The organism is Aeromicrobium marinum DSM 15272, assembly GCF_000160775.2.
Taxonomy (GTDB): domain Bacteria; phylum Actinomycetota; class Actinomycetes; order Propionibacteriales; family Nocardioidaceae; genus Aeromicrobium; species Aeromicrobium marinum.
On record NZ_CM001024.1, the window covers coordinates 788,229 to 799,955 of the forward strand.

The following is an 11,727-nucleotide window of genomic DNA, read 5'->3' on the forward strand; positions in this document are numbered from 1 at the left end:
CGGCTACTCGGCCCCGAGCTCGCCGGCGCACTGCTCGACCACGTCGGCCGACAGGTCCTGCAGCTTGCCCTGCTCCTCGTCCGAGCCCTCGTAGTCCTCGTCCTGCTCGACGATGGCCTGCAGCGTCTCGTCGGACAGGTCGGAGTCGACCAGCACCTCCGCGAAGCACTCCGCCGCCTGCTCGGGCACGGGGATGACGGTGTCGCCGGAGACCATCGAGTCGCGCAGCTCGTCCACCGACGGGCGCCCGCCTCCGCCGCAGGCGGCGGTCATGACGAGCACGGACACGGTGAGGCTGGCTGCCAGCGTCTTCTTCATGGGGTCCATTGAAGCGTCTCGGGAGCCTCCGGAAGAGGTGAACGGCGAGACTGGGTCCACATCGTGGTACCGGTCGTCTCGCGACTTGACCACGTCGTGGCCGGGAGTCACACTGGTCGCGTGTCCGCGCACCTTCTCGTACCCGTATGACGTGACGACCCCGCAGGGTCCCACGTCTCCCTCGCTTGCCTCACGGCCGAGGGGTTTTTTTATGTGACGAACCGCCCGTACACGCACCACCGAGCACCCACCGAAGGACACCCCATGACCGGCCAGACGACAGGTCTGCAGATCGATCCCCCCACCGAGCAGGTCAGCGGTGCCCAGGCTCTCGTCCGCGCGCTGGAGCATGCCGACGTCGAGGTCATCTTCGGGATTCCCGGCGGCGCGATCCTTCCGGCCTACGACCCGCTGTTCGACTCCACGATCCGCCACATCCTGGTGCGTCACGAGCAGGGGGCGGGCCACGCGGCCCAGGGCTACGCGATGGCGACCGGACGGGTGGGGGTCTGCATGGCGACCTCCGGTCCCGGTGCGACCAACCTGGTCACCGCGATCGCCGACGCCTACATGGACTCGGTGCCGATCGTCGCGATCACCGGCCAGGTGTCGTCCCACCTGATCGGGACCGACGGCTTCCAGGAGGCCGACATCCGCGGCATCACGATGCCGATCACCAAGCACAGCTACCTGGTCACCGATGCCGCCCAGATTCCCCGGGTGATCGCCGAGGCGTTCCACATCGCCGGCACGGGCCGACCCGGTCCGGTCCTGGTGGACATCGCCAAGGACGCCCTGCAGGCCACGACGACGTTCGAGTGGCCGCACGAGCTGGCCCTGCCGGGCTACCGCCCCACGACCCGTCCGCACGGCAAGCAGGTGCGCGAGGCGGCCCGACTGATGGCCGAGTCCGAGCGCCCGGTCCTCTACGTCGGCGGGGGCGTCATCAAGGCCGACGCGTCGGCGGAGCTGAAGCTGCTGGCGGAGGCCACCGGCATCCCGGTGGTCACGACGCTGATGGCCCGGGGAGCCTTCCCGGACTCCCACGAGCTGCACCTGGGGATGCCCGGCATGCACGGCACGGTCGCCGCGGTGGCGGCCCTGCAGAAGAGCGACCTGCTGATCAGCCTCGGCGCCCGCTTCGACGACCGGGTCACCGGGGTGCTCGAGACCTTCGCGCCGCTCGCGCGCATCATCCACGCCGACATCGACCCGGCCGAGATCTCCAAGAACCGCGCCGCGGACGTGCCGATCGTGGGCGACTGCAAGGAGGTCATCGCGGACCTCGTCACGACCCTGGCGGCCCAGGCCGAGGACGGCGTCCGCGGCGACTACACCGCGTGGCGCGAGCAGATGCTGGGCGTCAAGGCCAAGTTCCCGGTCGACTACGACGCTCCCGCCGAGGGGCTCGCCCCCCAGACGGTCATCGAGCGCATCAGCGCCATCGCCGGGCCCGAGGCGATCTACGTGGCCGGTGTCGGACAGCACCAGATGTGGGCGGCGCACTACGTGGAGTACGAGCGGCCGCGTCAGTGGCTCAACTCCGGCGGCGCCGGCACGATGGGCTACGCCGTGCCGGCCGCGATGGGCGCACAGGTCGGCGACCCCGACCGGGTCGTGTGGGCCATCGACGGCGACGGGTGCTTCCAGATGACCAACCAGGAGCTCGCCACGTGCGCGCTCGAGGGCATCCCGGTCAAGGTGGCCGTGATCAACAACTCCTCGCTCGGCATGGTGCGCCAGTGGCAGACCCTGTTCTACGAGGGCCGCTACTCCAACACCGACCTCAACACCGGCCCGGAGTCCATCGGCGCGCGCCGGATCCCGGACTTCGTCAAGCTCGCGGACGCCTACGGCTGCGTGGGGCTGCGGTGCGACGACCCGGCCGACCTCGACGCCGTGATCGAGCAGGCCATGGCCATCACCGACCGGCCGGTCGTCATCGACTTCGTGGTCGAGCGCGACGCGATGGTCTGGCCGATGGTCGCCGCCGGCACCAGCAACGACGACATCAAGATCGCCCGGGACCTCGCACCCGAGTGGGACAAGGACGAGCTGTGACCCAACACACCCTCTCGGTCCTGGTCGAGAACACGCCCGGCGTGCTCGCCCGGGTCTCCAGCCTGTTCATGCGTCGCGGTTTCAACATCGAGTCGCTGGCGGTCGGACCCACCGAGATCCCCGAGATCTCGCGCATGACGATCGTCGTCAACGTCGACGAGCTGCCGCTCGAGCAGGTCACCAAGCAGCTCAACAAGCTCGTCAACGTGCTCAAGATCGTCGAGCTGGACTCCGGTTCGGCCGTCGAGCGCGAGCTGATGCTGATCAAGGTCAAGACCGACCCGGCCACGCGCGGTCAGGTCCTCGAGACCGTCCAGCTGTTCCGTGCGAAGGTCGTCGACGTCGCCACCGACGCCGTCACCATCGAGGCCACCGGCGACTCCGGCAAGCTCACCGCGATGCTCAAGGTGCTGGAGCCGTTCGGCATCCGCGAGATCGCCCAGTCCGGCCGGGTCGCGATCGGCCGCGGCTCCCGCTCCATCACCGACCGCAGCCTGCGTGCCGTCCCCGGCTCGCAGGCCGTCTGACCACCCCCGACCCCTCACCGCCACCTAGGAGACCCCGTGCCCGAGCTGTTCTACGACGACGACGCCGACCTGTCCATCATCCAGGGCAAGAACGTGGCCGTCATCGGCTACGGGAGCCAGGGTCACGCCCATGCGCTCAACCTGCGCGACTCCGGCGTCGACGTGCGGGTCGGGCTGGCCGAGGGCTCCAAGAGCCGCGCGAAGGCCGAGGCCGAGGGTCTGCGGGTCCTCACGGTCGCCGAGGCGGTGGAGGAGGCCGACGTCGTCGTCATCCTGACGCCCGACCAGGTGCAGCGTCACGTGTACGCCGAGTCGATCGCCCCGGCGCTCACGCCCGGCGACACGCTCGTCTTCGGTCACGGCTTCAACATCCGCTACGGCTACATCGAGGCGCCCGAGGGCGTCGACGTGATCCTCGTGGCGCCGAAGGCCCCCGGTCACACGGTGCGCCGCGAGTTCGTCGCCGGTCGCGGCATCCCCGACATCATCGCGGTCGAGCAGGACGCCAGCGGCGCCGCGTGGGACCTGGCGCTGTCGTACGCCAAGGCGATCGGCGGCACCCGGGCGGGTGTCATCAAGACGACCTTCACCGAGGAGACCGAGACCGACCTGTTCGGCGAGCAGGCCGTGCTGTGCGGCGGCATGTCGCACCTCGTCCAGGCCGGGTTCGAGACCCTGACCGAGGCCGGCTACCAGCCCGAGATCGCCTACTTCGAGGTGCTGCACGAGCTCAAGCTGATCGTCGACCTGATGTGGGAGGGCGGCATCGCCAAGCAGCGCTGGAGCATCTCCGACACCGCCGAGTACGGCGACTACGTCTCCGGTCCGCGGGTCATCGACGCCGGCGTCAAGGAGCGTATGCAGGCCGTGCTCGCCGACATCCAGGACGGCACCTTCGCCAAGCGGTTCATCGACGACCAGGACGCCGGCGCGACCGAGTTCCTGTCGCTGCGCGAGAAGGAGGCCGGGCACTCGATCGAGGCGACCGGCAAGGTGCTGCGCTCGCACTTCGCGTGGAAGCAGGCCGACGCCGACTACGTCGAGGGTTCAGCGGCCCGCTGACGGCGGCCCGGCCCTCCCCTTCGCTCAGCGCGAAGGGGAGGATCGGCGGTGCTCGCGGACCGTCCAGACCCCGAGGACGACGCCGGCCGGAACGGTCAGGGGTATCGCGCCGCCGCTGATCCCGGCGAGCCCGGCGATCGACAGGACGACGATGCCGACGCGGACCCACTCGAGCTCGTACGCCGTGACCGGCAGTCGCCGCCGCCACGACCGCGCCAGGACGCCCATCGCGGTCAGCGGCACCAGCACCATGAGCCACGCGAGCCACGGATCGGCGCCGTCGGGCAGCAGGTGCAGGACCAGCAGCACGAGGACGCCGAGCGCACCGGCGAGGCTGGGAAGCGCGACCCAGCGGGGCGACCTCGGCTGCGTCGCACTCATCGCAGGTGTCCGCCCGGACCGTAGGTCCACTGGTCCTTGAGATCGCTGTAGGGCCCCACACCGTCGTAGTCGACGGCGGTGTTGTCGCCCAGGATCGTGTCGGTGAAGTCGATCCCGGTGCCGATCCGCGCCACGTTCTCGGCGACCGTCGTCGCGCCTCCGTGCAGTCCGTCGACCAGACCGGGCCCGAAGCGCGCCGCGATGTCGTCGAGCTCGGTGCGCAGGGCGGCCGCCTCCATGTCCAGGCCCGACCGCAGTCCCTGCAGCGGCTTGGACGTCGGCAGCTCCTTCGTCAGCCAGGCGAGCTTCTCGGTCGTGTAGGCCGAGCGTCCGGCCATCCACCGGGACAGCGGGTTGGAGCGGGTCAGCCAGACCATCGGTTTGTGGCGCAGAGTGGCGTTGGCGAAGGCCGACCGGGCCGCGGTGACCGCCTTCGTGCGCGCCAGGTTGCCGGCCACGGGAGCGACCCTCTTCAACGTCATCCCGCGTCCCAGCTTCGCCAGACTCGTGGCGATCTTGCCGGTCCCCAGGGTGAGGATGCCGACGAGGTCGAGTGCGAAGTCGGTCCAGGACCCGTTGCCCGAGGCGGCCAGCGCGAACCTGATCCCCAGACCGAGCAGCGCCAGCCCCGCCACGAGGGCGATGATCCAGCCCGCCGGGGTGCAGAACAGCGCGATGACCGCCACGACCGTGACGATGATGCTGATGATGTCGGCGATCTTCTTGAGCCAGTCGGCGTTGGCGTCCACCCAGTTCTTGAACGTGTCCCAGCGGCTGTCCTTGAAGTCGTCGTCGCAGGCATCCCGGATGGCCCGGGCGACCCGACCCGCCTTATCCTCGTAGGCGTCCATGGCCGTGGAGAAGGCGGTGCGGGCCGCGGAGAGATCCGTCACGGCGCCCGAGTGCTTACCCGCGCGGATCTGTTCCGCGGTCTCCTGGTCGTCGGTCGGCGCCGGTGCGCCGGGGAGCGGTGGACCGGGCTCGGGGTTGGCGTCGATCACTGCCTGGGCGGCCTCGGCGTCCTGCAAGGCGTTCCACGTCGCGGTGCGGGCGGTCTTGACCGGGTCCCACCAGCCCTCGAGCTCCTCACCGACCGCCTCGAAGCGGCCCTGGACGCGGCCGAGGTCGTCGGCCAGGCTCCCGCACGAGTCCCTCAGCCCGTCGGCGTACTCACCGCGGAGGATCTGGTCGTCCTCGGCGATCCGGCGCAGCCGCGTGACCTGGTCGGCGATCGTCTCGGCGATGCCGGTGATGCGGGCCGCCTCGTCCTCGATCTCGGTCCAGCTGCCCGGCACCGGGTCGCTGTCGTGGCCCAGCAGGTGCCACTCACCCTGACGCCGGGTCACTGCCGCTCCTCGTCGAAGGAGTCAGCCAGGTCCTGGTCCGCCTCGCGGAAGGTCTCCAACGTTGCGGCGATCTTCTCGCCGCAGTCGCTGATCTTCTCGGAGAGCTTGCGCCGGTTGTAGTCCATGTTGCCCTGGAAGTCGCCCATGGCGTCGGCCACGTCGGCGTGACTCCAGACGTCCACGCTGTTGCTGGTGTCGTCCTTGATGTTGTCGAAGTCGCTCTTGAGGGTCGCGAGCACCCGCTCGCTCTCCTCGAGGCGGTAGTAGTCGACCCTCAGGTCTGCGTCGCCCATGGCGTCCTGCCCCCCGTGCTCGTCGTCGTGGTCATCCGGGCTCCTCCGCCGGTTCGTACCGCCATCGCCAGGTGGTCATGACGGCGTCGAAGAGCTCGACGAGCATGTTGCCCTCGCCGGCCGGTCCGACGATCGGCGCGCCGACCGACGAGAAGGAGACGAGGACCCAGGACCGTGCCTGACCCGGGACTGCGGTGAAGTACTCGACCCGCACCGAGTCGACGGCGTCGTCCTCCCCGCGCGGTACGGCCCGCTCGCGACGGACCCACACGGTGTCGGCCACCGTGGCCGGGCGGGTCGCGCCGTCGCGCAGCAGCGAGGCCATCACCTGCGGGATCTCGTCGACGGACAGGTTCGCGTCCGGCACGACCCGACTCACGACGAAGGACGCCTGGACCGTGTACCCGTGGATCGCGTCGAGCGGCAGGTAGAGGTCCACGCCGCCGTTGTCGCGCGCCCGGGCGACCTGGGTCATCAGCTCGCGGACCAGCTCACGCTTCCTGGGCCCGACCTCGTCGGGGGAGACCCCGCGGGGGGTGTGGCGCTCCGCGACGTCGTCGACGATGCCTGCGATCGCGGACTCGGCACCGGCGTCGAGTGGGATGCGACGCCACGGCGGCGGGACGGCGAGGAGGTATCCCTCGGCCTGGGCGGTGGCGGTCACGACTCGTCCCCCACCACGATCCCGAGGGCGAGCCGGTCGACGTCGTCGAGCGCCTCCAGGGTCCTGGCGGGATCGAGTCCGCCGAACCGGACCACGGCCACGACCCCGGACGACTCGAAGTGCCGGACGTGCCGCACGTGGCCGACCACCCCGCCCCTCGGGTCCTCGACCCAGTACACGAGGCGTTGCCACCCGCTCTCCCCGACGTCCTCGCGGGAGACCTCGCCCACCGTGGCGGGGTGGTCGGGATCGGTCACCAAGGCCTCGACGACCCGGCCGGCCGCGGAGGTGCCCGCAGCGGACACCTCGTCCGTGGCGGCGTCGATCTCCGCGAGGTCGTCGGGCGAGAACAGCTCGAGCGAGACCGGCAGCGGCGTGTCGCCCTGGTGCCGGAACCGGAGGAAGGTCACGTTGGCCGGCGTCGACCAGTCGGAGAAGGCCGTCAGCACCTGCGAGAGGTACTCCCGGTAGTCCGCGCCACCCTTGGCGTGCTCGAGGTCGAGGTCGGTCGAGACGGCGTGCTGGGCCCCGAGCATCCACGCGCGTCGCTGGTCGTCGGTCGCGTCCGGTGACGGACCCCGCAGCCAGATCGCGGGATCGGCGTCGATCCGGACGTGCGGCAGGTCATCGAGTGCGGTCACGTGAGGATCCCCGGGTTCGTCGCGCGAAGTGATGTAACGGACCCACGATAGCCGCAGACCGCACCCGGCGGGATCAGGCGATGAGGTCGAGGGTCGAGCTGTGCGCGGGCCGTGCCGTCACCCCGTCGCGGACGTCGTCGTAGGCCGACGACAACCGCGCCACGGCTTCGGTGAGTGTGTCGTGCGACTGGGTGTAGGCCAGTCGGAGGTGCTGCTCCCCGGCTCGCGCGGCCACCGCGAGGAAGCGCGGGCCCGGAGTGAGCAGGAGGCCGTGTCGACCGGCCGCTGCGGTCAGCCGCGACGACATCCGGTCGGGCAGCCTGACCCACAGGTTGAGGCCGCCGGCGGGGCACGGCGCCGTGAAGTCCGGCAGCTGCCGCGCCAGCTCGGCCAGCAGGTGGTCGCGGGCGGCCCGCAGGGTGGCGCGTCCGGCCGCTGCGGTCTGTCCACCGTCGGTCAGCAGCTCGGTCAGCACGAGCTGGTCGAATGCCGACGATCCGAGGTCGTCGTGCATCCGGGCCTGGATCAAGGGCATCACGTGGGTCCGCGGCGTACGGATCCAGCCCACCCGCAGGCCGCCCCAGAACGGCTTGGACGACGAGCCGACGAGGATGGCCCGTGGGTCGAAGCAGGCGAACGGCTCGGGCAGGTCCACCCCGTCGAGATTCACCGCGTACAGCGACTCGTCGACCACCGGCAGCACGTCGTGGCGCGCCAGCTCGCGGGCCCATCCCGAGCGTTCCTCGTGGCTCATCACGGCGGCCGTCGGGTTGTGGAACTCCGGCACGAGGTAGGCCGCGCGGTGGGGTGCCGACCGCAGCAGGCCCCTCGCCGCCTCGAGGTCCCACGGCCGCTCGTCCACGGGGAGCGCCGACAGTCGCGCCCCCGCGGCCACGAAGGCCTCGTGGGCGTGGGGATAGCTGATGCCCTCGACGAGGACGCGGTCGGCGCGGGACACCAGGGCACGAGCGATCAGCGAGATGGCTCCCATCGCCCCGTTGGTGACGATGATCTGGTCCGGGTCGGTCGGCAGCCCACGGTCGCGGTACTGCTGGGCGAGCACCTCGCGGAGGGCGGGCAGGCCGTCGGGCAGGTACCCCGTCGTGCCGAGGAGGGCGGGGAGGGCACCGGCCGCCCGCTCGAAGGCTCGGGCCATCCCGGGTGGCCCGACCGGTGCCGAGTAGGTCCAGGCGATCGTGTCGGCGTCGTCGGGCGTGATGATGAGGCTGCTGGCCGACGACCGGTGCAGCGGGAGCCGGACGACGCTGCCCGACCCTCGCCGTGAGCTGATCAGGTCGGCCTCGCGCAGCTCGGCGTAGACCCGGGCCGTGGTCGTGCGGCTCACGCCGAGGGACGCCGCGAGCTCGCGCTCGCTGGGCAGACGGGCCCCGTCGGTCAGGCGACCGTCGACGACCAGCAGGCGGATCCGCTCGGAGATCTCGCGGTAGGCCGTTCCGGTCAGGTCGAGCGGGCCGAGCAGCTGGGCGAGGCGTCCGGCCGAGATCTCCGTCATGGGTCCACTGTCCCACAAGTGGCTATGTAAAAGGTAGCCACTTGACTTCACGATGGACCCATGACCTGGATCGTGGTGACCGTGCTCCTCCTCCTCGCCGCCGGTGCCGTCGGTCTCGTCACCGCACGGGACGGCTACGGCTGGCGGCCCCCGCCCGCCCGCACGGAGTCCGAGCAGGCCGGACGGACGTGGCCGCGGTGAACCGCTCGCTGTCCGGTCGTCTGCTGCGGCTGGTCGTGGGGCTGTGGCTCTACGGCGCGACCATGGCGCTGCTCGTCGAGGCCGGCCTCGGACTCGACCCCTGGGACGTGTTCCACGAAGGGCTGGCCGACCGGCTGCCGCTGACGTTCGGCCAGGTCGTCATCGTGGTGGGTGCGGCGGTGCTGCTGCTGTGGATCCCGCTGCGTCAACGCCCCGGCGTCGGCACGGTGCTCAACGTGCTGCTGATCGGGATCGCCGCCGACGTGACGCTGGCGTGGGTGCCGACCCCGGACGACCTGATCGTGCAGATCGGCTTCCTGGTCGTCGGCACGGTGGGCAACGGGCTGGCCGGTGCCTTGTACATCGGTGCCGACCTCGGCACCGGGCCGCGGGACGGACTCTGGTCGGGCGTCGTGCGGCGCACCGGCCTCAGCGTCCGCCTCGTCCGTACCGGGCTCGAGCTCACGGTGCTGGTGCTGGGCTTCGTGCTCGGCGGCACGGTCGGGGTCGGCACGGTGGTCTACGCCCTGGCCATCGGGCCACTGGTGCAGTTCTTCCTGGCGGCCACGACGACGCCGCGTCCGTGCCAAGATGGTCGTCACCATGGACGTGACGAGCGGGACGCGAGTGCTGATCTGCCACTCGATCGTCCAGGAGTTCATGGGGTCGACGATCGTGACGCTCGAGCTCGCGGACGAGCTGCGGTCGCGGGGCGCGAGCGTCGTCGTCTACGCAGCCTTCGTCGGTGAGCCGGCGGCGGCGGCGTTCCGGGACCACGGCATCGACCTGCTCGACGAGGCAGCGACGTCGGCCGCGGGGATCACCCTCGACGACTTCGACCTGGTCTGGGTCAACAGCCAGGTCCTGCCCCTGCCGGTCGTCGACTCCCTGATGCGGTCCTGGCCCTCGCGCCTGCCCGTGTTCGTGTTCCACCACATGTCGCCGCTGGACTACGCCCCGGACGAGCATCCCTACCTCCACGGCCTGGAGGAGCGACTGGCATCGCTCAGCACCTTCATCTCGCCCGCGACCCGAGACGAGCTTCTTCCTTTCTTCTCCGGACGACCTCCCACCGACCTGTTCTCCAACCCCGCGCCCCGGGCCTTCGCCCGGAGCCCCTACGTGTCGTCCGGCAGCCCCGAGCGCATCCTCGTCGTGTCCAACCACGTGACCCCCGAGGTCGAGGAGGCCAAGGCGCTGTTGCGCGACAAGGGGCTGGAGGTCGTCCACTTCGGTTCCGGCCAGGACGAGTACGCTCTCGTGACGGCCGAGGTCCTCGACCGGTTCGACGTGGTCGTGACCATCGGCAAGACGGTCCAGTACTGCCTGGTCGCGGGTCGCCCGGTCTACGTGTACGACCATTTCGGCGGGCAGGGGTAACTCACCGCGGAGACGTTCGACGAGGCGCGCCGACGCAACTTCTCGGGCCGGTACAGCCGCCGGTTGGGCGGCGAGGAGATCGCCGGTGAGATCGTGGGCGGGTTCGCGGACGCCGTCGCCTTCCAGGCCGAGCGGCGCGACGGGTTCGTGGCCGACTTCTCGGTGGAGCAGGTGCTGCCCCGGATCCTGCAGCAGGCCGGGCCCCGAGAGGTCGAGCCCTTCACGGAGAGCTTCCTGCGGTCCCTGCGAAGCGCGCAGTTCTTCGCCGGTCGCTACTACCGCCTGTGGGGGAGGCACCACGAGGAGGTCCGGCACCGTGAGGCGCTGGCCCGCGACCTCGCGGCCCTGCACGTCGAGAAGGACTCGCTGGTGCAGACCCATGCCGTCGAGTTCCAGCGGATGCGGGCCAGCTGGACCTTCCGGGTGGGGCGCCTGCTCGTGGCCCCATTCGGTGCCCTGCGGCGGGTGCTCAGCGCCGCGCGGCGATGAGCAGGCTCGCGTCGACCGAGATCATCATCTCGACGGCGATGAAACGGTCGTCGGTGAGCCACTGCTCGCGGATGGTGTCGACCTGGCCGTCGACGATGGGGGGCCAGGCCGATGACGGCACGAAGTCGTCGAGCACCGCGATGCCTCCCGGCTCGATCAGGCCGGCCAGCACGTCGATGTCGGCCATGACCTCGCGGACGTCGACGAACAACAGCGAGAACGGTGCGTACCGCTCCAGCGTCGACCAGTCCCCGGGGACGATCTCGACGTTGTCGACGGCGGCGAAGATCTTCTGCACGTCCGCGGCCAGCGAGGTGTCCAGCTCGGCGCTGACGATGCGGGTGCCGGCGGCGGCACCGCTGGACAACCACGCCGAACCCACCCCGGTGCCGGTGCCCAGCTCGGCGAGCGTCCCCTCGCGGGTCGCCGCGAGCGTCGCGAGCAGGCGGCCGGTCTCGTGCCGGGTGGAGCTGATGAATCCGCGCTGACGCGAGAGGTCGAGGGTGCGGCTCACCAGTGCAGGGATCTCGACGGGGGAAGGCACGGCGTCAGTCTGGCACGGTGGCGCCCGACGAGGTATGCTGCCCAGCATGCGGAACCAGGTCGTATCCATCGCCTGCCGCGGCAGGGCCTCCTAGGGCCTCTCCTGCCGCGGAGTTCTGGCGTTGGCCCGCTGATTCCGCCGCAGGATCGATGATCACGACCTGATCTGTTCCTTCTCCTCTCCGGCACCCCGGCTCTCGTGGCCCGGCGGACCCAGCGGTCGACCCCCGGTCCCGCACCCTCCAGTCGATCCGTACTGGCGATCCGCACCGCCCGAGAAGGAGCACCACCATGAACCAGCGACCGCT

General features: G+C 70.7%; 14 protein-coding genes. 6 read left to right on the forward strand and 8 right to left on the reverse strand.

Annotated features, from left to right (window positions below):
- Positions 1 to 3: 3 nt before the first annotated feature.
- Positions 4 to 318, reverse strand: a complete 315-nt coding sequence (locus HMPREF0063_RS04165) for a hypothetical protein (RefSeq protein WP_156794033.1) — start codon at positions 316 to 318, stop codon at positions 4 to 6.
- 264 nt (positions 319 to 582) lie between these two features.
- Here HMPREF0063_RS04165 and HMPREF0063_RS04170 point away from each other — a divergent pair, with 264 nt between their 5' ends.
- From HMPREF0063_RS04170 to ilvC, 3 genes are read left to right on the forward strand one after another with little or no spacing between them, the layout of a single operon-like run.
- Positions 583 to 2,379 (forward strand): acetolactate synthase large subunit, encoded by a 1,797-nt coding sequence (locus tag HMPREF0063_RS04170; RefSeq protein WP_007077406.1) that lies wholly within the window; start codon positions 583 to 585, stop codon positions 2,377 to 2,379.
- A complete protein-coding gene (ilvN, locus tag HMPREF0063_RS04175) occupies positions 2,376 to 2,906 on the forward strand; it encodes an acetolactate synthase small subunit (protein WP_007077407.1) in 531 nt (176 codons plus the stop codon). Before HMPREF0063_RS04170 ends, ilvN begins: the two co-directional genes overlap by 4 nt.
- 36 nt (positions 2,907 to 2,942) lie before the next feature.
- Positions 2,943 to 3,968, forward strand: a complete 1,026-nt coding sequence (gene ilvC / locus HMPREF0063_RS04180; protein ID WP_007077408.1) for a ketol-acid reductoisomerase — start codon at positions 2,943 to 2,945, stop codon at positions 3,966 to 3,968.
- A 24-nt stretch (positions 3,969 to 3,992) separates the two neighbouring features.
- On the opposite strand, the gene HMPREF0063_RS04185 is transcribed toward ilvC, so the two are convergent.
- From HMPREF0063_RS04185 to yczR, 6 genes are all read right to left on the reverse strand, one after another.
- Positions 3,993 to 4,349, reverse strand: coding sequence for a hypothetical protein (locus HMPREF0063_RS04185; RefSeq protein ID WP_007077409.1), 357 nt, complete (start codon positions 4,347 to 4,349; stop codon positions 3,993 to 3,995).
- Positions 4,346 to 5,695: a hypothetical protein gene (locus HMPREF0063_RS04190; RefSeq protein WP_007077410.1), complete on the reverse strand. Its 1,350-nt coding sequence runs from the start codon at positions 5,693 to 5,695 to the stop codon at positions 4,346 to 4,348. The genes HMPREF0063_RS04185 and HMPREF0063_RS04190 overlap by 4 nt, the downstream gene beginning before the upstream one ends.
- On the reverse strand, positions 5,692 to 5,988 hold the full coding sequence (locus HMPREF0063_RS04195) for a hypothetical protein (protein WP_007077411.1): 297 nt from the start codon (positions 5,986 to 5,988) through the stop codon (positions 5,692 to 5,694). Before HMPREF0063_RS04195 ends, HMPREF0063_RS04190 begins: the two co-directional genes overlap by 4 nt.
- A gap of 31 nt (positions 5,989 to 6,019) precedes the next feature.
- Positions 6,020 to 6,652, reverse strand: coding sequence for a hypothetical protein (locus HMPREF0063_RS04200; protein ID WP_050760906.1), 633 nt, complete (start codon positions 6,650 to 6,652; stop codon positions 6,020 to 6,022).
- Positions 6,649 to 7,293, reverse strand: coding sequence for a hypothetical protein (locus HMPREF0063_RS04205; protein ID WP_040320083.1), 645 nt, complete (start codon positions 7,291 to 7,293; stop codon positions 6,649 to 6,651). The genes HMPREF0063_RS04200 and HMPREF0063_RS04205 overlap by 4 nt, the downstream gene beginning before the upstream one ends.
- Positions 7,294 to 7,366: 73 nt before the next feature.
- Complete coding sequence (gene yczR, locus HMPREF0063_RS04210) at positions 7,367 to 8,806, reverse strand: MocR-like transcription factor YczR (protein WP_007077412.1); 1,440 nt, start codon at positions 8,804 to 8,806, stop codon at positions 7,367 to 7,369.
- Positions 8,807 to 8,866: 60 nt separating this feature from the next.
- Between yczR and HMPREF0063_RS16535 the strand changes: the two genes are divergently transcribed.
- The 3 genes from HMPREF0063_RS16535 to HMPREF0063_RS04225 all read left to right on the forward strand — a co-directional run bounded on the left by HMPREF0063_RS16535 (position 8,867) and on the right by HMPREF0063_RS04225 (position 10,876).
- Positions 8,867 to 9,007: a hypothetical protein gene (locus HMPREF0063_RS16535; protein WP_007077413.1), complete on the forward strand. Its 141-nt coding sequence runs from the start codon at positions 8,867 to 8,869 to the stop codon at positions 9,005 to 9,007.
- A complete protein-coding gene (yczE, locus tag HMPREF0063_RS17065) occupies positions 9,004 to 9,756 on the forward strand; it encodes a membrane protein YczE (RefSeq protein ID WP_245527736.1) in 753 nt (250 codons plus the stop codon). Before HMPREF0063_RS16535 ends, yczE begins: the two co-directional genes overlap by 4 nt.
- A 694-nt stretch (positions 9,757 to 10,450) precedes the next feature.
- A complete protein-coding gene (locus HMPREF0063_RS04225) occupies positions 10,451 to 10,876 on the forward strand; it encodes a hypothetical protein (protein WP_007077416.1) in 426 nt (141 codons plus the stop codon).
- Here HMPREF0063_RS04225 and HMPREF0063_RS04230 read toward each other — a convergent pair.
- Positions 10,857 to 11,420: an O-methyltransferase gene (locus HMPREF0063_RS04230; protein WP_040320085.1), complete on the reverse strand. Its 564-nt coding sequence runs from the start codon at positions 11,418 to 11,420 to the stop codon at positions 10,857 to 10,859. The genes HMPREF0063_RS04225 and HMPREF0063_RS04230 overlap by 20 nt on opposite strands.
- Positions 11,421 to 11,727: the final 307 nt, after the last annotated feature.